The sequence below is a fragment of the Arenimonas sp. genome, assembly GCF_035721105.1.
Taxonomy (GTDB): Bacteria; Pseudomonadota; Gammaproteobacteria; order Xanthomonadales; family Xanthomonadaceae; genus Arenimonas.
Genome location: NZ_DASTNG010000010.1, coordinates 39,702 through 58,505 on the forward strand (window position 1 = coordinate 39,702; position 18,804 = coordinate 58,505).

The window sequence follows — 18,804 nt, forward strand, 5'->3', positions numbered from 1 at the left end:
TCTGGTAGGCGCCATGCGCATCCTTGCCGCCCTCATCCTCGCCGGCCTGCTGGCCGCCTGCGCCAGCACCCCGCGGGCGTCCCTCTACGAGCAGTTCGGCGGCCAGGCGGGCCTCGAGGCCCTGGTCGAGGAGCTGCTGGTGCGCCTGCTCGAGGACGATCGCATCAACGCCGCGTTCGCGGAAACCGACCTGGTCAACCTCAACGACCGGCTGGTCGAGCAGTTCTGCGTCGAGCTCGGCGGTCCCTGCACCTATACCGGCCGCGGCATGGCCGAGTCGCACGCCGGGCTGGCGATCACCGAGGCGGATTTCAACGCCCTGGTGGAGGACCTGCAGGAGGCGATGGACGCCCGCGGCATCCCGTTCCGGGCCCAGAACCAGCTGCTGCGCCGGCTGGCGCCGATGCACCGGGACATCGTCAGCCCCTAGCGGTGCGCGGTATCCTTGTCGCTTGCCCGCCCAGGAGCTCCCGATGCGCCAGAGAATCGTTGCCGGAAACTGGAAGCTGAACGGCGATCGCGCCTTCGCGCGCGACCTGCTCGACGCCCTGGCCGCCGCCCCGCGCCCGGCCGGCGTGGACGTGGTGGTGATGCCGCCCTTGCCCTACCTGGGCGAGCTCAGCGAGCGCTACGCCGCCAGCGGGATGGCCTTCGGCGCCCAGGACCTGGACGTGAACGACCACGGCGCCTACACCGGCGAGACCGCCGGCCGGATGATCCGCGACGTCGGCGGCCGTTACGTGCTGGTGGGCCATTCCGAGCGCCGCCAGTACCACGAGGAGGACAGCGAGCGCGTGGCCGAGAAGTTCCAGGCCGCCCGCCAGGCGGGGCTGGTGCCGGTGCTGTGCGTGGGCGAGACCCTGGGCCAGCGCGAGGCGGGGCACACCGAATGGGCCCTGCAGCGCCAGCTCCAGCCGGTCATCGACCTGGTCGGCATCGCCGGCTTCGAGGGCGCGGTGGTGGCCTACGAGCCGGTCTGGGCCATCGGCACCGGCCGGACCGCCAGCCCGGACCAGGTCCAGGAGGTCCATGCCTTCCTCCGTGGCGAACTGCATGCGCTCGATGCTAGAATCGCCGGCTCGCTGCCCCTGCTTTATGGCGGCAGCGTCAAACCCGCCAACGCCGCCGAGCTGTTTTCCCAGCCCGATGTCGATGGCGGCCTGATCGGGGGCGCGTCCCTCGTGGCCCAGGATTTCCTGGCAATCGTCGCCGCGGCGGCGAGGTAATAGACAGAAACCATGCTGCTCACCATCGTCAGTGTCATCTACGTGCTGGTCGCGATCGCCATGATCGTGCTCATCCTCATGCAGCGCGGTTCGGGCGCGGCGGCCGGCTCCGGCTTCGGCGGCGGCGCCTCGGCCACCGTCTTCGGCGCGCGCGGCTCCGCGAACTTCCTGTCGACCGCCACCAAGTGGCTGGCGGCGGTGTTCATGATCATGAGCCTGGCCATGGCCTGGAACGCCACGCGTGGCGTCACCGTCGCCCCGATCGAGGACGACCTGGGCGTGATGTCGGACGTGCCGACCGCCGCCAGCGTCCCGTCCGACGCGGCGCCCGCGGGCGACGTTCCCGTGATCCCGGCCGCCGACGTTCCCGCGGTCGAGCCGGCACCCGCCGCGGACGCGGCACCGGTGGAAGAAACGCCGGTGGAAAATGCCGAAAAAGACAGCCAAGGCGGCTGATCGGCTGGTACAATCTCTCGCCTTCGCACCGGCATGGCCGGTTCGGGGCACACCTGCCCAGGTGGCGGAATTGGTAGACGCACTACCTTGAGGTGGTAGCGACGTAAGTCGTGGGGGTTCGAGTCCCCCCTTGGGCACCAATCTGATGGACGGGCTGCCGCCCGGCGATGCTGGAGCGGCGGCGCGAACGCGCCCACGGGCGCATGGTGAGGAAGCGCGCGTGCTGGGCGAATATCTGCCGATCCTGCTGTTCCTGTTCGTTTCCACCGGCCTGGGCATCGTCCTGCTGGTGCTCGGCTGGGCCCTCGGCCCGAAGCGGCCGACCAGCGAGAAACTCTCGCCGTACGAATGCGGCTTCGAGGCCTTCGAGGACGCGCGCATGCAGTTCGACGTGCGCTACTACCTCATCGCCATCCAGTTCATCATCTTCGACCTGGAAATCGCCTTCGTATTCCCGTGGGCGGTGAACTTCCGCAACCTCGGCATCGTCGGCCTCACCGAGATGGGCATCTTCATCGGCCTGCTGGTGCTGGGCTTCGTCTACGTCTGGAAGAAGGGAGCCCTGGAATGGGAGTGACCTCGACGATCAAGCGCGTGATGAACAACCCCGAGCCGATCGGCTCGGTGGACGACATCCTGCGTCCCGAAGGCGACAACCCGCTGCTCGAGCGCGGCTTCGTCACCACCAACGTCGACACGCTGGTCAACTGGGCCCGCACCGGCTCGATGTGGCCGATGACCTTCGGCCTGGCCTGCTGCGCGGTGGAAATGATGCACGCCGGCGCCTCGCGCCTCGACCTCGACCGCTATGGCGTCATCTTCCGCCCGTCGCCGCGCCAGTCCGACGTGATGATCGTCGCCGGCACCCTGGTCAACAAGATGGCCCCGGCGCTGCGCAAGGTCTACGACCAGATGCCCGACCCCAAGTGGGTGATCTCGATGGGCAGCTGCGCCAACGGCGGCGGCTACTACCACTACTCGTATTCGGTGGTGCGCGGCTGTGACCGCGTGGTGCCGGTGGACATCTACGTCCCGGGCTGCCCGCCGACGGCGGAAGCGCTCGTGTACGGCATCCTGCAGCTGCAGAAGAAGATCCGCCGCACCAACACCATCGCCCGCTAAGGACCCAGCCGACGCCATGGTCGAATCCACCACGAGCTTCATCGAGCGCCTCAGGGCGCGCCTGCAGGACCGCCTGGTGTCGGTGCACGAGGCGCTGGGCGAGACCACCGTCGAGGTGACGCCGGATTCCTTCGCCGAGTCGGCGCGCCTGCTGCGCGACGATCCCGAACTGTCCTTCGAGCAGCTCTCCGACCTGTGCGGCGTCGATTTCCTCGGCTACGGCACCGACGAGTGGGAGACCTCCGACGTTTCCGACGAAGGCTTCTCGCGCGGCATCGAGGGCAACGCCGGCCCCGGCCGCTTCAAGTGGGAAGACCGCCCGCGCGGCAACGGCCCCGAGCGCCGGTTCGCGGTGGTGGTGCACCTGCTGTCGGTGCGCACCAACCGGCGCCTGAGGCTTCGTTGTTTTGCGATTGACAATAGCCTGCCTACCGTCCCGTCGCTTGTTGATGTATTTCCCGTAGCAAATTGGTTCGAACGCGAATGCTTCGACCTGTTCGGCATCGTCTTCGAAGGCCACCCGGACCTGCGCCGCATCCTCACCGACTACGGCTTCGTCGGCCACCCGTTCCGCAAGGACTTCCCGCTGACCGGCAACGTCGAGGTCCGCTACGACGCCGAGCGCCAGCGCGTGGTGTACGAGCCGGTGTCCATCGAGCCCCGCGTGGGCGTGCCGCGCGTGGTGCGCGAGGACTCGCGCTGGCAGCAGGCCGCCTCCGAGCAGCCGAGCAAGGAATGACCCGGCCATGACCCAGGAAATCCGCAACTACACCCTCAACTTCGGCCCCCAGCATCCGGCCGCGCACGGCGTGCTGCGCCTGGTGCTGGAGATGGACGGCGAGGTCGTGCAGCGCGCCGACCCGCACGTGGGCCTGCTGCACCGGGGCACCGAGAAGCTGGCCGAGTCCAAGCCCTACAACCAGTCGATCGGCTACATGGACCGCCTCGACTACGTCTCGATGATGTGCAACGAGCACGCCTACGTGCGCGCCATCGAGAAGCTGCTCGGCGTCGAGGCGCCGATCCGCGCGCAGTACATCCGCACCATGTTCGACGAGATCACCCGCATCCTGAACCACCTGATGTGGATCGGCTCGAACGGCCTCGACCTGGGCGCGATGGCGGTATTCCTGTACGCCTTCCGCGAGCGCGAAGAGCTGATGGACTGCTACGAGGCGGTCTCGGGCGCGCGCATGCACGCCACCTACTACCGCCCCGGCGGCGTCGCCCGCGACCTGCCGGACGCGATGCCCAAGTACCGCGAGTCGCCGTGGCGCAAGGGCGGCGAACTCAAGCGCGTGAACGAATGGCGCGAGGGCTCGCTGCTCGACTTCCTCGACGCCTTCACCAAGGATTTCCCCAAGCGCGTCGACGAGTACGAGACCCTGCTCACCGACAACCGCATCTGGAAGCAGCGCACCGTCGGCATCGGCGTGGTGCCGGTCGACATGGCCCTGGCCTGGGGCATGACCGGCCCGATGCTGCGCGGATCCGGCCTGGCCTGGGACCTGCGCAAGAAGCAGCCCTACGCCGCCTACGACCAGGTCGACTTCGACATCCCGGTCGGCGTGCAGGGCGACTGCTACGACCGCTACCTGGTCCGGGTCGAGGAAATGCGCCAGTCCAACCGCATCATCGCCCAGTGCGTGCAGTGGCTGCGCGCCAACCCGGGTCCGGTGATGGTCAAGAACTTCAAGGTCGCGCCGCCCAGCCGCGCGGAAATGAAGGACGACATGGAAGCGCTGATCCACCACTTCAAGCTGTTCACCGAGGGCTACAGCGTGCCCGCGGGCGAGGCCTATGCCGCGGTCGAGGCGCCCAAGGGCGAGTTCGGCGCGTACATCGTCTCCGACGGCGCCAACAAGCCGTTCCGCCTGAAGCTGCGCGCCCCCGGCTTCGCCCACCTCTCGTCCATGGACGCGATCGTGCGCGGCCACATGCTGCCCGACGTCGTGGCGATGATCGGTACCTACGACATCGTCTTCGGCGAAATCGACCGCTAAGGGTTACCTGACCGATGAAAGCAACCGGAAACTTCGCTGCCTGCCAGGACGTCGACCCGATGGTCGCCCTGTCCGACGGCACGCGCGCGCACATCGACCACTGGGTCGCCAAGTTCCCGCCCGACCGCAAGCGCTCCGCCGTCATCCAGGGCCTGATGGCCGCGCAGGAACAGAACGGCGGCTGGCTGAGCGACGAGATCATCGCCGCCACCGCAAAGTACCTGGGCCTGCCGCCGGTGTGGGCCTACGAAGTGGCGACCTTCTATTCGATGTTCGACCTGCAGCCGGTGGGCCGGCACAAGGTCGCGATCTGCACCAACATCAGCTGCTGGCTCAACGGCGCCGAGGACATGGTCCGCCACTGCGAGCGCAAGCTCGGCATCAAGCACGGCGAGTCCACCCCCGACGGCCGCATCTTCCTCAAGGTCGAGGAAGAGTGCGTGGCCGCCTGCGCGGCCGCGCCGGTCATGCTGATCGACGGGCATTACCACGAGAAGCTCACCACCGCCCAGGTGGACGCGCTTCTGGACGGACTGGAGTAAGGCAGGCCATGGCGCACCACTCCCACTATTCCGCGGCCACCGGCCCGGTCGGCCCGGCGCCGCAGGAGCACAACGTCGTCTACACGACGCTGCACTTCGACAAGCCCTGGTCGTACGAGAACTACCTCAAGACCGGCGGCTACGCCGCCTGGCGCAAGATCCTGGCCGAGAAGATGGATCCGGCGGCCGTGGTCGAGATGGTCAAGCAGTCGGGCCTGCGCGGCCGCGGCGGCGCGGGCTTCCCCACCGGCCTGAAGTGGAGCTTCATGCCGCGCAGCGCGCCGGGCCAGAAGTACATCCTGTGCAATTCGGACGAGTCCGAGCCGGGCACCTGCAAGGACCGCGACATCCTGCGCTACAACCCGCATTCGGTGATCGAGGGCATGGCCATCGCCTGCTACGCCACCGGCTGCACCGTGGGCTACAACTACCTGCGCGGCGAGTTCCACCACGAGCCCTTCGAGCACTTCGAGGAAGCGCTGAAGGAAGCCTACGCCAACGGCTGGCTGGGCAAGGACATCCTGGGTTCGGGCGTGGACGTGGACATCCACGCGGCGCTCGGCGCGGGCGCCTACATCTGCGGCGAAGAGACCGCGATGATGGAGTCGCTGGAGGGCAAGAAGGGCCAGCCGCGGTACAAGCCGCCGTTCCCGGCCAACTACGGCCTGTTCGGCCGCCCGACCACCATCAACAACACCGAGACCTACGCCTCGGTGCCGGCGATCATGCGCAACGGCGCCGAGTGGTTCCTCAACCTCGGCAAGCCCAACAACGGCGGCCCGAAGATCTTCTCGGTCTCCGGCCACGTCAACAACCCGGGCAACTTCGAGATCCGCCTGGGCACCCCGTTCTCCGAGCTGCTGGCCATGGCCGGCGGCGTCAAGGGCGGGCGCAAGCTCAAGGCGGTGATCCCGGGCGGTTCCTCGATGCCGGTGCTGCCGGCCGAGACCATGATGGCCTGCACCATGGACTACGACTCGATCCAGAAGGCCGGTTCCGGCCTGGGTTCGGGCGCCGTGGTGGTGATGGACGAGACCACCTGCATGGTCCGCGCCTGCCAGCGCATCTCGCGCTTCTATTACGCCGAGTCCTGCGGCCAGTGCACGCCCTGCCGCGAAGGCACGGGCTGGATGTACCGCGTGCTGACCCGCATCGTCGAGGGCAAGGCCACGATGGAAGACCTGCACATGCTCAAGGGCGCCGCGGGCCAGATCGAGGGCCACACCATCTGCGCCTTCGGCGAAGCCGCCGCCTGGCCGGTGCAGGGCATGCTCCGCCACTTCTGGAGCGAGTTCGAGTACGCCATCGTCAACAAGCGTTTCTACGTCGACGACGTCGCCAACGGCACCGTCGCCGGCACGGAGCAGGCCGCATGAGCGCCCAGCCGACCGCCCCGAACGCCGCGCCCGACGTGGTGAACATCGAGATCAACGGCGTGGCGATGACCGCGCCGAAGGGCTCGATGATCATCCAGGCCGCGGACAAGGCCGGCATCCCGGTGCCGCGCTTCTGCTACCACGAGAAGCTGCCGATCGCCGCCAACTGCCGCATGTGCCTGGTCGACGTCGAGAAGATGCCGAAGCCGGCCCCGGCCTGCGCCACGCCGGTGATGGAAGGCATGAAGGTCACCACCCAGACCAAGCGCGCGCTCGATGCGCAGCGCAACGTCATGGAATTCCTGCTGATCAACCATCCGCTGGACTGCCCGATCTGCGACCAGGGCGGCGAGTGCGAGCTGCAGGACGTGTCGATGGGCTACGGCCGCTCGGTCTCGCGCTACGTCGACCGCAAGCGCGTGGTCCCCGACGAAGACCTGGGCCCGCTGGTCGCGACCGACATGACCCGCTGCATCCAGTGCACCCGTTGCATCCGCTTCACCGCGGACGTGGCCGGCACCTTCGAGCTGGGCGGCATGAACCGCGGCGAGCACCTGCAGATCGGCACCTACGACGGCAAGCCGCTGATGACCGAGCTGTCGGGCAACGTCATCGACGTCTGCCCGGTCGGCGCGCTGACCAACAAGGTCTTCCGCTACCGCGCCCGCGCCTGGGAGCTGGTGGCCCGCGAATCGCTGGGCTACCACGACGCCCTGGGCTCGAACCTGTACCTGCACGCCCGCCGCGGCGAAGTGCTGCGCACCGTGCCGCGCGACAACGAGGCCGTGAACGAGTGCTGGCTGTCGGACCGCGACCGCTACTCGCACCAGGGCCTGGGCGCCGCCGACCGCGTGTCGCGCCCGCTGCTGCGCGAGGGTGACGGCTGGCGCGAAGCCAGCTGGGACGAGGCGCTGGCGCAGGCCGCCAAGCTGCTGCGCAACGCCGGCGAGTCGCTGGGCGTGCTGGCGCATCCGGCGACCTCGAACGAGGAAGGCGCGCTGCTGGCGTCGCTGGCCGCGGGCCTGGGCACCGGCCACGTCGACCATCGCCTCAAGGCCATCGACTTCGCCGACGCCGCCTTCGCCGAGCCCTTCGAGCTGCCCGTCGCGGCGCTGGAAACCGCCGACGCCGTGCTGCTGGTCGGCTGCAACCTGCGCCACGAGCTGCCGCTGCTGCACCAGCGCCTTCACAAGGCCGGCAAGCGCGGCGCCAGGGTGTTCGCCATCAACCCGGTCGATTTCGAGACCACCTTCGCCGTCGCCGGCAAGCGCATCGTCGCGCCGTCGCAGCTGCCGGGCGCGCTGGCCGCCGTGGCCAGGGCCGCCGGCGCCACGCTGCCCGACGCCATCGCCGCGCAGGACCACGACGCGGCGAAGGCCATGGCCGAGGCGCTGGCCAAGGCCGCGGGCAACGCCGTGATCGTGCTGGGCGAGCTGGCCGAGAACCACGCCCAGGCCTCCTGGCTGCGCGCCGCTGCGCGCGCGCTGGCGACCGCCACCGGCGCGAAGCTCAACCGCATCCCGCAGGGCGCCAATGCCATCGGCCTGGCGCGCCACGGCGTGCGGCCGACGGGGCAGGGCCGCCCTGCCGGCGCCATGCTGGCGCAGCCCCTGCCGGCCTACGTGCTGTACGGCGTCGAGCCGCAGTACGACTTCGCGCACGGCGCCCAGGCGCTCAAGGCGCTGGCCGGTGCCCAGGTGCTGGCGTTCGCGGCCTTCGCCAGCGATGAACTCAAGAAGCTCGCGCACGTCATCCTGCCGATCGGCCTGCTGCCCGAGGTCGAGGCCACGCTGACCAACGTCGACGGCACCGACCAGTCGACCCAGGCCGGCGGCAAGCTGCCGGGCGAAGCCCGCGCCGGCTGGCGCGTGCTGCGCGCCCTCGGCGGCCAGCTCGGCCTGCCGGGCTTCGACTTCACCGACCTGCACGGCCTGCGCGCCGCGCTGGCGCCGGTGGCGCCGGGGCAGGGCAGTGGCCTGGCCGAGCTCGGCAAGGCCGACCCGGGCCTTGAGCGCATCACCAGCACGCCGATCTACCGCGGCGACGCGGTGCTGCGTCGTGCGGCGGCGCTCAACGCGCATCCGCTGACGCACGGCGCCCGCCTCGTGCTGCACCCGGAGGAGGCGCTGTCGCGCGGCCTGTCCGAGGGCGCCGTGGCCAAGGTCGGCGACGGCATCGGCAGCGCCGCGCTGCCGGTGGCCATCAGCGCCCGCGTCGCCAAGGGCGCGGTCTGGATCGAGAACGGCTACGAGGCCACCGCGCCGATGTCGCCGGTCGCGCGCCTCGCGGTGGTGGGGGCCTGAGATGATCGACGCGATCCGCGACTTCCTGCTGGCCTACGGTGACCTGGGCCTGGTGGCCTGGACCCTGGCCAAGATCATCGTCATCGTCCTGCCGATCACCATCGGCGTGGCCTTCTTCACCCTGTTCGAGCGCAAGGTCATCGGCTGGATGCACGTGCGCCAGGGCCCGCAGTACATCGGCGGCTTCCTGGGCATCGGCGTCATCCAGGCCTTCGCCGACGTGTTCAAGATGCTGTTCAAGGAGCTGGTGATCCCGGCCAATGCCAGCCCGCTGCTGTTCCGCCTCGCGCCGCTGCTGGCGCTGGCGCCGGCGTTCGCGGCCTGGGCGGTCATTCCCTTCGACGAGGGCGTGGTGCTGGCCGATGTCGACGCCGGCCTGCTGGTGCTGCTGGCCCTGACCTCGATGGGCGTGTACGGCATCATCGTCGGCGGCTGGGCCTCCAACTCCAAGTACGCCATCCTCGGCTCGCTGCGCTCGGCGGCCCAGGTGGTCAGCTACGAGATCGCGATGGGCTTCGCCCTGGTCGGCGTGCTGGTCGCGGCCGGCACCATGAACCTGACCGAGATCGTGCACGCCCAGGCCGGCAGCCTCGGCGCGCTGGAATGGTTCTGGCTGCCGCTGTTCCCGCTGTTCATCATCTACTTCATCTCCGGCGTGGCCGAGACCAACCGCGCGCCGTTCGACGTCGCCGAAGGCGAGTCCGAGATCGTCGCCGGCTTCCACGTCGAATACTCCGGCTCGGCCTTCGCGATCTTCTTCCTGGCCGAATACGCCAACATGATGCTGGTCAGCCTGCTGACCTCGATCCTGTTCCTGGGCGGCTGGCTGTCGCCGTTCCCGCCGTCCTGGGGCTTCCTGGGCGAGCCGGGCTGGTGGTGGCTGGCGCTGAAGTTCGCCTTCTTCGCCTTCTGCTTCTTGTGGTTCCGGGCCTCGTTCCCGCGCTACCGCTACGACCAGATCATGCGGCTGGGCTGGAAGATCTTCATCCCGATCACGATCGTCTGGATCTTCGTGACCGCGGTCATGGCCTACAACAGCTGGTTCACGGTCGGGGCCTGAGGACGCTATGAATCGGATCAAGAACTACTTCAAGAGCCTGCTCCTTCTGGAGCTGCTGGCCGGGCTGAAGCTGACCCTGGGCTACATGTTCAAGCCCACGTACACGCTCAACTACCCGTTCGAGAAGACCCCGCAGTCGCCGCGCTTCCGCGGCCTGCACGCGCTGCGCCGCTACCCCAACGGCGAAGAGCGCTGCATCGCCTGCAAGCTGTGCGAGGCGGTCTGCCCGGCGCTGGCCATCACCATCGACTCCGAGCCGCGCGCCGACGGCTCGCGCCGCACCACGCGCTACGACATCGACCTGTTCAAGTGCATCTACTGCGGCTTCTGCGAGGAAAGCTGCCCGGTGGACTCGATCGTCGAAACCCACATCCACGAGTACCACTTCGAGAAGCGCGGCGAGAACATCGTCAGCAAGCCGCAGTTGCTGGCCATCGGCGACCGCTTCGAAGAGGAAATCGCCCAGCGGCGCGCGGTCGACGCGCCCTACCGCTGAGGCAGGGGACCACGCCATGACCTACCAACTCGCCGCTTTCTGGGCCTTCGCCTCCGTCACCGTGCTGGCCGCGCTGGGCGTCATCCTGGTGCGCAACCCGGTGCACGCGGTGCTGAGCCTGGTGCTCGCCTTCTTCTCCACCGCCTGCCTGTGGCTGCTGCTGCAGGCCGAGTTCCTGGGCGTGGTGCTGGTGCTGGTGTACATCGGCGCCGTGATGGTGCTGTTCCTGTTCGTGGTGATGATGCTCGACATCAACACCACGCCGATGCGCGAAGGCTTCACCCGCTACCTGCCGATCACCGGCGCGGTGGTCGTGGTGATGGCGGCCGAGATGGTGCTGCTGATCGGCGGCAAGCGCTTCGAGGTCGGCCTGTCCTCGGTCGACCCGGCGGCGGCGGCGGGCAAGACCAACCTGCAGTGGATCGGCGAAACCCTGTTCAGCAAATACATCCTGCCGTTCGAGATCGCGGCGGTCATCCTCACCGTGGCCCTGGTGGTGGCGGTGATGCTGACCCTGCGCCGCCGTCCCGGCACCAAGCACCAGGACCCCGGCCGCCAGGTGGCGGTGCGTGCCGAAGACCGCGTGCGCCTGGTCAAGGTCGCGTCCGAACCCCGCCAGGAGGGCAACCCGTGATCAGCCTCGGCCACTACCTCGCGCTCGGCGCGGTGCTGTTCTGCATCAGCGTCGCCGGCATCTTCATCAACCGCAAGAACGTCATCGTGCTGCTGATGTGCATCGAGCTGATGCTGCTGGCGGTGAACATCAACTTCGTGGCCTTCTCGCGCTTCCTGGGCGACGTGTCCGGCCAGATCTTCGTGTTCTTCATCCTGACCGTGGCCGCCGCCGAGGCCGCCATCGGCCTGGCCATCCTGGTGACGCTGTTCCGCAACAAGCGGACCATCAACGTCGCCGAACTCGATTCCCTGAAGGGCTGAGCGCGCGATGATCTCCATGAACACGCTCCTGGTCATCGCGCTGGCGCCGCTGCTGGGCGCCGCCATCGCCGGCCTCTTCGGCAAGCAGGTCGGCCGCGCCGGTGCCCACTGGGTGACCATCCTCGGCGTCGCGGTCAGCTGCGCGCTGTCGTGCCACGTGCTCTGGCAGTTCGCAGTCGGCGGCGCGGCGCCGTTCAACGAGAACGCCTACACCTTCTTCCAGGTCGGTGGCTACGCGGCCCACGTCGGCTTCATGGTCGACAGCCTCACCGCCATGATGATGGTGGTGGTCACCTTCGTGTCGCTGCTGGTGCACGTCTACACCATCGGCTACATGGCCGACGACCCTGGCTACCAGCGCTTCTTCAGCTATATCTCCCTGTTCACCTTCAGCATGCTGATGCTGGTGATGAGCAACAACTTCCTGCAGCTGTTCTTCGGCTGGGAAGCGGTGGGCCTGGTGTCCTACCTGCTGATCGGCTTCTGGTACAAGCGCCCGACCGCCATCTTCGCCAACCTCAAGGCCTTCCTGGTCAACCGCGTCGGCGACTTCGGCTTCCTGCTGGGCATCGCCGGCGTGCTGATGTGGCTGGGCACGCTCGACTACGCCACCGCCTTCGCCCAGGCCTCGAACGCCTCGCTCAACGAGACCTTCACCCTGTGGTCGGGCCAGGTGGCCCTGTTCGGCCACACTTGGCAGGTGCTGGCGAACCCGGTGCAGGTCCAGGTCATCAGCTTCATCTGCATCTGCCTGTTCATCGGTGCGATGGGCAAGTCGGCCCAGGTGCCGCTGCACGTCTGGCTGCCGGACTCGATGGAAGGCCCGACCCCGATTTCGGCCCTGATCCACGCCGCCACCATGGTCACGGCCGGCATCTTCATGGTCGCGCGGATGTCGCCCCTGTTCGAGCAGAGCGAGGCGGCGCTGGGCTTCGTGCTGTTCATCGGCGCCACCACGGCGCTGTTCACCGGCCTGATCGGCATCGTGCAGAACGACATCAAGCGCGTGGTCGCCTACTCGACGCTGTCGCAGCTGGGCTACATGACCGTGGCGCTGGGCGTGTCGGCGTACTCGGCGGCGGTGTTCCACCTGATGACCCACGCCTTCTTCAAGGCGCTGCTGTTCCTGGCGGCGGGTTCGGTGATCATCGGCATGCACCACGAGCAGGACATGCGCAAGATGGGCGGCCTGCGCAAGTACATGCCCATCACCTACATCACCAGCCTGATCGGCACGCTCGCGCTGGTGGGCACGCCGTTCTTCTCCGGCTATTACTCCAAGGACACGATCATCGTGGCCGCGGGCGAGGCCGCCAGGACCGGCGGCTGGATCCAGACCTACGGCTACTGGGCGGTCATGCTGGGCGTGTTCGTCACCGCCTTCTACAGCTTCCGCCTGCTGTACCTGACCTTCCACGGCAAGGAGCGCTTCCGCGAGGTCGCGGCGCACGAGGCGCACGGCCATGACGCGCATGCCGACGCCCACCACGGCGACGCCCACGACGACCACGGCCATGGCCACCACGGCCCGGTCGAGCCGCACGAGTCGCCCAAGGTCGTCACCGTGCCGCTGATCCTGCTGGCGATCCCCTCGGTGCTGATCGGCTTCTTCACCGTCGGGCCGATGCTGTTCGGCGACTTCTTCCGCGGCGCGATCGAGGTCCTGCCGGCGCACGATACGGTGGCCGCGGCCTCCGAGACGCTCTGGCATGACCACCATGGCTGGCTGTCGGCCGCGGTGAATTTCGGCCTGCATGCGATCGGATCGCCGGTCTTCTACCTGGCGTTCGCCGGCTTCCTGGCGGCCACCGCGCTGTACCTGTTCTTCCCGGATACCGCCACGAAGATGCGCGCCAGCAAGCCCGGCGCCTTCCTCACCCGCATCCTCGAGAACAAGTACGGCTTCGACGACCTCTGGATCAAGGGCTTCGCGGGCGGCGGCATCAAGCTCGGCAAGTTCTCCTGGAAGCGCGGCGACGCCGGCCTGATCGATGGCCTGCTGGTCAACGGCTCGGCCGTGCTGGTCGACCGCATCGCCGGCCTGGTGCGCCACCTGCAGACCGGTCGCCTCTACAACTATGCGTTCGCCATGATCATCGGCCTCATCGTCCTGCTGGCGGTGCTGGTGCGGACGATCGGCGCCTGAGACCCACAAGGAAGACCTGATGGAAGCCAACTGGCCCCTGCTGAGCGTGTTGATCTGGCTGCCGATCCTCGGCGGCCTGCTCACGCTGGCCTTCGGCGACGCCCGCGCCAACCAGGGCAAGCTGTTCGCCCTGGTCGTGGCCCTCGCCACGTTCGCGGCCAGCCTGATGCTGTTCGCCGGCCACGACTACGCCTCGCCGGCGATGCGTTTCGTCGAGGACCACGCCTGGATCCCCAGCTTCGACATCCGCTACGCGCTGGGCGTGGACGGCATCTCGATCGCCCTGATCGCGCTGACCAGCCTGACCACCGTGCTGGTGCTGATCGGGTCCTGGACCTCGATCGACCGCCGCGCGCACCAGTACTTCGCCGCCTTCCTGGTGCTCGAGGGCCTGATGATCGGCGTGTTCTCCGCGCTCGACGCCATCCTGTTCTATGTCTTCTTCGAAGGCATGCTGATCCCGATGTTCATCATCATCGGCGTCTGGGGCGGCCCGAAGCGCGTGTACGCGTCCATCAAGTTCTTCCTGTACACGTTCCTGGGCTCGGTGTTCATGCTGGTCGGCCTGGTCTACCTGTACCTGCAGACCGTGGCCGCGGGCAACCCCAGCTTCATGCTGGCCGACCTGTACCAGCTGCGCCTGACCGACGTCGAGCAGATGTGGCTGTTCTTCGCCTTCCTGGCCGCGTTCGCGGTCAAGGTGCCGATGTTCCCGGTGCACACCTGGCTTCCGGACGCCCACGTCGAGGCGCCCACCGGCGGTTCGGTGATCCTGGCGGCGATCATGCTCAAGATCGGCGGTTACGGCTTCCTGCGCTTCACCCTGCCGATCCTGCCCGACGCGGGGCAGGAGTGGGCCTGGCTGGTGATCGCGCTGTCGCTGGCGGCCGTGGTCTACATCGGCCTGGTGGCGCTGGTGCAGGAGGACATGAAGAAGCTGATCGCGTATTCGTCGATCGCGCACATGGGCTTCGTCACCCTCGGCACCTTCATCGCCTTCGCGCTGGTGCGCGAGCTGGGCAGCACCGACGCGGCCCAGCTGGGCCTGCAGGGTGCGATGGTGCAGATGATCTCGCACGGCTTCATCTCCGGCGCGATGTTCTCCTGCGTCGGCGTGGTCTACGACCGCATGCACAGCCGCATGATCCGCGACTACGGCGGCGTGGCCAACACCATGCCGTGGTTCGCCGCCTTCTTCGTGTTCTTCGCGATGGCCAACTCGGGCCTGCCGGGCACGTCCGGGTTCGTCGGCGAGTTCATGGTCATCCTGGCCGCGTTCCAGCACAACGTGTGGGTGGCCTTCGCGGCCGGCTTCACGCTGATCCTCGGCGCTGCCTACACGCTGTGGATGGTCAAGCGCGTGATCTTCGGCGAGGTGGCCAACCACCACGTCGCCGAACTGACCGACATCAACGGCCGCGAGGTCCTGGTGCTGGGCGTGTTCGCGCTGGGCACGCTGGCGCTGGGCGTCTACCCCAAGCCGCTGACCGACCTCATGGAAGCACCGATCGCGCAGCTGCTCACCCAGCTCGCCGCCACCAAGCTGTAAGGGAATCCGAATGGCCTTGCCGATGCCCACCCTCGCCGACCTGGTACCGCTGGGACCGGAAATCTTCGTCTGCGGCGCCGCCTTCGCGCTGCTGATGGTGGACCTGTTCCTGTCCGACCAGCGCCGCGGCCTGACCCACTTCCTGGCGCTGTTCATCCTGGCCGCGGCGGCGGTGCTGACCGCGCGCGACATGGCGATGGCGCCGGTGTACGGCTTCGCCGAGCTGTTCGTGCGCGACACCGCCAGCGACGTGCTCAAGATCGCGGTCTACGTGGTGGCGGCGGCATCGTTCATCTACGCCAAGCCCTACCTGCAGGACCGCGGCCTGTTCAAGGGCGAGTTCTACGCGCTGGGCCTGTTCTCGGTGCTGGGCATGATGCTGATGATCTCGGCCAACAGCATGCTGGTGCTTTACCTGGGACTGGAGCTGCTGGCGCTGAGCTCCTACGGCCTGGTCGGCATGGATCGCGACAACCCGCGCTCGTCCGAGGCGGCCATGAAGTACATCGTGCTCGGTTCGCTGGCCTCGGGCCTGCTGCTGTACGGCATGTCGATGGTCTATGGCGCCACCGGCAGCCTGCAGCTGGGCGAGATCCACGCCGCCGCGGCCAGCACCGGCGACCGCACGCTGCTGCTGTTCGGCGTGGTGTTCATGCTGGTCGGCATCGCCTTCAAGTTCGGCGCCGCGCCGTTCCACATGTGGCTGCCCGACGTCTACCACGGTGCGCCGACCGCGATCACCCTGTTCATCGGCTCGGCGCCCAAGCTGGCCGCCTTCGGCATGGCCTACCGGCTGCTCGAATCCGGGGTGGGCCCGCTGGATGCCTATTGGCAGGACATGGTGGCCTGGCTGGCGGCGCTGTCGCTGGTGATCGGCAACCTGGTCGCCCTGGTGCAGACCAACCTCAAGCGCATGCTGGCGTACTCGACCATCTCGCACGTCGGCTTCCTGTTCATGGGCCTGGCCCAGGGCGCGCCGATGGGCTATTCGGCGGCGATGTTCTACGCCATCAGCTACGCGGTGATGTCGGCGGCCGCCTTCGGCGCGATCATCCTGCTGTCGCGCAAGGGCTTCGAGGCCGACGAGATCGCCGACTTCAAGGGCCTGTGGTCGCGCAACCCGACCCAGGCGACCCTGGTGATGTTCGTCATGGCCTCGCTGGCCGGCGTGCCGCCGTTCCTGGGCTTCTGGGCCAAGCTCGAGGTGCTGCGCGCCGCGGTCGATGCCGGCCTGCTGTGGCTGGCCATCGTCGGCGTGGTCGCGGCCGTGGTGGGCGCGTTCTACTACCTGCGCCTGGTCAAGGTCATGTTCTTCGACGAGCCGGAAGGCGAGGGCGCCCGCATCCATCCGGACGGCCACGTGCGCGTGCTGTTCGCCGTGAATGCGGTGGCGCTGCTGGTCCTGGGCCTGTTCGCCGAGTCGATCCTGGCCTGGTGCCGGGTGGCGTTCCCGGTCGCCTGAACCGTCCGATCATCATTGGGCTTGCGCCGGCTTCACCGGCGCCCCTATAATGCGCGTCTACTGCTGCGGGGTGGAGCAGTCTGGCAGCTCGTCGGGCTCATAACCCGAAGGTCGCAGGTTCAAATCCTGCCCCCGCTACCAGTTTCTGGCCTTGAACCGAAAGGACTCATTGCCAAGGCTTTTTCCCTCGGGTCGGCCCACATGGCGGCCCCGGGAAGCCGGAACCTGGATGTACCGGAAAAGGGCCTCACGGCCCTTTTTTGTTTTCGAAATTCCGTAAACGCAAAGGCACTGGACCGAACCGATGACCGGCAAGGCGACTGAAATCGGCGAACTGCTCGCCCCCACGGTGCAAGCCCTGGGGCTCGAACTGCTGGGCATCGAGTTCGCGCCCACCGGGCACAGCGCGCTGCTGCGCCTGTACATCGACGCGCCCGGCCGCCTGGTCGGCATCGAGGACTGCGAGGCGGTGAGCCGCGAAGTGGCGGCGGTGCTCGACGTCGAGGATCCCATCACCTCGCAGTACACGCTGGAAGTGTCCTCGCCGGGCATCGACCGCCCGCTGTTCACCGCAGAGCAGTTCGGCCGCTTCATCGGCGAGCAGGCTAAGCTGACCCTGCGCATGGCCCAGGACGGTCGCCGCCGCTTCCAGGCCACGATCACCGGCGTGGAGGGCGACGAGATCCTGCTGGCGCATCCGGCCGGCGACCTGCGCGTCGCGCACGACAACATCGAGAAGGCGCGCCTGGTCCCCGACCTGGTCGCCCTGGGCCTGGCGGCCCAGCCCAAGCCCACCGGTCCGGCCGGCACCCGCCGCAAGACCAAGAAAGAATCCTGATCAAAACCCCGGGGCGGTCGATCCACCCCTGACGGAGCTGGAAGAAGATGAGCAAGGAACTGTTGCTGGTGATGGAAGCGGTGGCCAACGAGAAGGGCGTGCCGCGCGCCGTGATCATCGAGGCGATGGAGGCCGCGCTGGCCTCGGCCGCCAAGAAGCGCTACCACGAGCAGGACGTCTCCGTGCGCGTGGCCATCGACCCCAAGGACGGCAGCTACGAGACCTTCCGCCGCTGGGAAGTGGTGGCCGATGACGTCGTGATGGAGTCGCCCGAGCGCCAGATCCGCCTGATGGACGCGGTCGACGAGAAGGAAGGCGCCCAGGTCGGCGACTTCGTCGAGGAGCAGGTCGAGAACGCCGAATTCGGCCGCATCGCCGCCCAGGCCGCCAAGCAGGTCATCGTCCAGCGCGTCCGCGAGGCCGAGCGCGCGCAGGTGCTCGACGCCTGGCGCGACCGCGTCGGCGAGCTGGTCAACGGCATCGTCAAGCGGGTCGAGCGCGGCAACGTGTTCGTCGACCTCGGCGGCAATGCCGAGGCCTTCATCCCCAAGGACAAGGCCATCCCGCGCGACGTGCTGCGCCCGGGCGACCGCGTGCGCGGCTACCTGCTGGACGTGCGCGCCGAGCAGCGCGGCCCGCAGCTGTTCATCAGCCGCACCGCCCCCGAATTCATGATGGAACTGTTCAAGCTCGAAGTGCCGGAAGTCGGCCAGGGCCTGGTCGAGATCAAGGCCGCCGCCCGCGACCCGGGTGACCGCGCCAAGATCGCCGTGCTCGCCCACGACCATCGCACCGACCCGATCGGCGCCTGCATCGGCATGCGCGGCTCGCGCGTGCAGGCGGTGTCGAACGAGCTCAACGGCGAGCGCGTGGACATCGTGCTGTGGTCGGACAACCCGGCGCAGTTCGTCATCAATGCGATGGCGCCTGCGGAAGTCCAGTCGATCATCGTCGACGAAGAGAAGCACTCGATGGACCTCGCGGTCGCCGAGGACAAGCTGGCCCAGGCCATCGGCAAGGGCGGCCAGAACGTGCGCCTGGCCTCGCGCCTGACCGGCTGGCAGCTCAACGTGATGACGCAGGACCAGGTCACCGCCAAGTCCGAGTCCGAGCAGGCGGCCGCGCGCCAGCTGTTCATGGACAAGCTGGAGGTCGACGAGGAAATCGCCGGCATCCTGGTCACCGAGGGCTTCAGCACGGTCGAGGAAATCGCCTACGTGCCGGCCGCCGAGCTGCTGGCGGTGGAAGGCTTCGACGACGACATCGTCGAGGAGCTGCGCGCCCGCGCC

General features: G+C 68.1%; 19 protein-coding genes and 2 tRNA genes. All 21 read left to right on the forward strand.

Going from position 1 to position 18,804, the window contains the following annotated elements; genetic code table 11:
• The first annotated feature begins 13 nt into the window (after window positions 1-13).
• Window positions 14-430, forward strand: coding sequence for a group 1 truncated hemoglobin (locus tag VFQ84_RS00775; protein ID WP_325128190.1), 417 nt, complete (start codon window positions 14-16; stop codon window positions 428-430).
• Window positions 431-473: 43 nt separating this feature from the next.
• Window positions 474-1,226 (forward strand): triose-phosphate isomerase, encoded by a 753-nt coding sequence (tpiA, locus tag VFQ84_RS00780; protein ID WP_325128192.1) that lies wholly within the window; start codon window positions 474-476, stop codon window positions 1,224-1,226.
• 12 nt (window positions 1,227-1,238) lie between these two features.
• Complete coding sequence (gene secG, locus VFQ84_RS00785; RefSeq protein WP_325128194.1) at window positions 1,239-1,682, forward strand: preprotein translocase subunit SecG; 444 nt, start codon at window positions 1,239-1,241, stop codon at window positions 1,680-1,682.
• A gap of 55 nt (window positions 1,683-1,737) precedes the next feature.
• Window positions 1,738-1,822 (forward strand) — tRNA-Leu (locus tag VFQ84_RS00790).
• 80 nt (window positions 1,823-1,902) lie between these two features.
• Window positions 1,903-2,259: an NADH-quinone oxidoreductase subunit A gene (locus tag VFQ84_RS00795; RefSeq protein ID WP_325128196.1), complete on the forward strand. Its 357-nt coding sequence runs from the start codon at window positions 1,903-1,905 to the stop codon at window positions 2,257-2,259.
• On the forward strand, window positions 2,250-2,804 hold the full coding sequence (locus tag VFQ84_RS00800; protein WP_034209917.1) for a NuoB/complex I 20 kDa subunit family protein: 555 nt from the start codon (window positions 2,250-2,252) through the stop codon (window positions 2,802-2,804). Before VFQ84_RS00795 ends, VFQ84_RS00800 begins: the two co-directional genes overlap by 10 nt.
• A gap of 16 nt (window positions 2,805-2,820) precedes the next feature.
• Window positions 2,821-3,543 (forward strand): NADH-quinone oxidoreductase subunit C, encoded by a 723-nt coding sequence (locus tag VFQ84_RS00805; protein WP_325128200.1) that lies wholly within the window; start codon window positions 2,821-2,823, stop codon window positions 3,541-3,543.
• A 7-nt stretch (window positions 3,544-3,550) separates the two neighbouring features.
• A complete protein-coding gene (locus tag VFQ84_RS00810; protein ID WP_325128202.1) occupies window positions 3,551-4,807 on the forward strand; it encodes an NADH-quinone oxidoreductase subunit D in 1,257 nt (418 codons plus the stop codon).
• Window positions 4,808-4,821: 14 nt separating this feature from the next.
• Entirely contained in the window at window positions 4,822-5,349 is a 528-nt protein-coding gene (gene nuoE, locus VFQ84_RS00815; RefSeq protein ID WP_325128204.1) for an NADH-quinone oxidoreductase subunit NuoE, read from the forward strand.
• A gap of 8 nt (window positions 5,350-5,357) precedes the next feature.
• A complete protein-coding gene (gene nuoF, locus VFQ84_RS00820; RefSeq protein WP_325128206.1) occupies window positions 5,358-6,725 on the forward strand; it encodes an NADH-quinone oxidoreductase subunit NuoF in 1,368 nt (455 codons plus the stop codon).
• Window positions 6,722-9,028, forward strand: a complete 2,307-nt coding sequence (nuoG, locus tag VFQ84_RS00825; protein ID WP_325128208.1) for an NADH-quinone oxidoreductase subunit NuoG — start codon at window positions 6,722-6,724, stop codon at window positions 9,026-9,028. Before nuoF ends, nuoG begins: the two co-directional genes overlap by 4 nt.
• A gap of 1 nt (window position 9,029) precedes the next feature.
• On the forward strand, window positions 9,030-10,088 hold the full coding sequence (gene nuoH / locus VFQ84_RS00830) for an NADH-quinone oxidoreductase subunit NuoH (protein ID WP_325128211.1): 1,059 nt from the start codon (window positions 9,030-9,032) through the stop codon (window positions 10,086-10,088).
• 7 nt (window positions 10,089-10,095) lie between these two features.
• Window positions 10,096-10,584 (forward strand): NADH-quinone oxidoreductase subunit NuoI, encoded by a 489-nt coding sequence (nuoI, locus tag VFQ84_RS00835; RefSeq protein ID WP_325128213.1) that lies wholly within the window; start codon window positions 10,096-10,098, stop codon window positions 10,582-10,584.
• Window positions 10,585-10,600: 16 nt separating this feature from the next.
• Complete coding sequence (locus VFQ84_RS00840; protein WP_325128215.1) at window positions 10,601-11,218, forward strand: NADH-quinone oxidoreductase subunit J; 618 nt, start codon at window positions 10,601-10,603, stop codon at window positions 11,216-11,218.
• Window positions 11,215-11,520, forward strand: a complete 306-nt coding sequence (gene nuoK, locus VFQ84_RS00845; RefSeq protein WP_034209925.1) for an NADH-quinone oxidoreductase subunit NuoK — start codon at window positions 11,215-11,217, stop codon at window positions 11,518-11,520. Before VFQ84_RS00840 ends, nuoK begins: the two co-directional genes overlap by 4 nt.
• 7 nt (window positions 11,521-11,527) lie before the next feature.
• A complete protein-coding gene (gene nuoL, locus VFQ84_RS00850) occupies window positions 11,528-13,666 on the forward strand; it encodes an NADH-quinone oxidoreductase subunit L (RefSeq protein WP_325128220.1) in 2,139 nt (712 codons plus the stop codon).
• 19 nt (window positions 13,667-13,685) lie between these two features.
• Window positions 13,686-15,215, forward strand: a complete 1,530-nt coding sequence (locus tag VFQ84_RS00855; RefSeq protein WP_325128222.1) for an NADH-quinone oxidoreductase subunit M — start codon at window positions 13,686-13,688, stop codon at window positions 15,213-15,215.
• 22 nt (window positions 15,216-15,237) lie between these two features.
• On the forward strand, window positions 15,238-16,677 hold the full coding sequence (nuoN, locus tag VFQ84_RS00860) for an NADH-quinone oxidoreductase subunit NuoN (protein WP_325128224.1): 1,440 nt from the start codon (window positions 15,238-15,240) through the stop codon (window positions 16,675-16,677).
• Window positions 16,678-16,741: 64 nt separating this feature from the next.
• Window positions 16,742-16,818: transfer RNA gene (locus VFQ84_RS00865), tRNA-Met, on the forward strand.
• Between the two features lie 163 nt (window positions 16,819-16,981).
• Window positions 16,982-17,515, forward strand: coding sequence for a ribosome maturation factor RimP (rimP, locus tag VFQ84_RS00870; RefSeq protein WP_325128226.1), 534 nt, complete (start codon window positions 16,982-16,984; stop codon window positions 17,513-17,515).
• Between the two features lie 47 nt (window positions 17,516-17,562).
• Window positions 17,563-18,804: transcription termination factor NusA (gene nusA, locus VFQ84_RS00875; protein WP_325128228.1), on the forward strand; the 1,242-nt coding region annotated here is incomplete at its 3' end.

Coding starts and splice junctions, on each gene's coding strand:
- nuoI (WP_325128213.1), top strand. CDS start 10,096: ATGAATCGGATCAAGAACTACTTCAAGAGCCTGCTCCTTCTGGAGCTG.
- rimP (WP_325128226.1), top strand. CDS start 16,982: ATGACCGGCAAGGCGACTGAAATCGGCGAACTGCTCGCCCCCACGGTG.
- nuoG (WP_325128208.1), top strand. CDS start 6,722: ATGAGCGCCCAGCCGACCGCCCCGAACGCCGCGCCCGACGTGGTGAAC.
- secG (WP_325128194.1), top strand. CDS start 1,239: ATGCTGCTCACCATCGTCAGTGTCATCTACGTGCTGGTCGCGATCGCC.
- VFQ84_RS00775 (WP_325128190.1), top strand. CDS start 14: ATGCGCATCCTTGCCGCCCTCATCCTCGCCGGCCTGCTGGCCGCCTGC.
- VFQ84_RS00805 (WP_325128200.1), top strand. CDS start 2,821: ATGGTCGAATCCACCACGAGCTTCATCGAGCGCCTCAGGGCGCGCCTG.
- nuoE (WP_325128204.1), top strand. CDS start 4,822: ATGAAAGCAACCGGAAACTTCGCTGCCTGCCAGGACGTCGACCCGATG.
- VFQ84_RS00800 (WP_034209917.1), top strand. CDS start 2,250: ATGGGAGTGACCTCGACGATCAAGCGCGTGATGAACAACCCCGAGCCG.
- nuoL (WP_325128220.1), top strand. CDS start 11,528: ATGATCTCCATGAACACGCTCCTGGTCATCGCGCTGGCGCCGCTGCTG.
- tpiA (WP_325128192.1), top strand. CDS start 474: ATGCGCCAGAGAATCGTTGCCGGAAACTGGAAGCTGAACGGCGATCGC.
- VFQ84_RS00855 (WP_325128222.1), top strand. CDS start 13,686: ATGGAAGCCAACTGGCCCCTGCTGAGCGTGTTGATCTGGCTGCCGATC.
- nuoN (WP_325128224.1), top strand. CDS start 15,238: ATGCCCACCCTCGCCGACCTGGTACCGCTGGGACCGGAAATCTTCGTC.
- VFQ84_RS00810 (WP_325128202.1), top strand. CDS start 3,551: ATGACCCAGGAAATCCGCAACTACACCCTCAACTTCGGCCCCCAGCAT.
- VFQ84_RS00840 (WP_325128215.1), top strand. CDS start 10,601: ATGACCTACCAACTCGCCGCTTTCTGGGCCTTCGCCTCCGTCACCGTG.
- nuoH (WP_325128211.1), top strand. CDS start 9,030: ATGATCGACGCGATCCGCGACTTCCTGCTGGCCTACGGTGACCTGGGC.
- nuoF (WP_325128206.1), top strand. CDS start 5,358: ATGGCGCACCACTCCCACTATTCCGCGGCCACCGGCCCGGTCGGCCCG.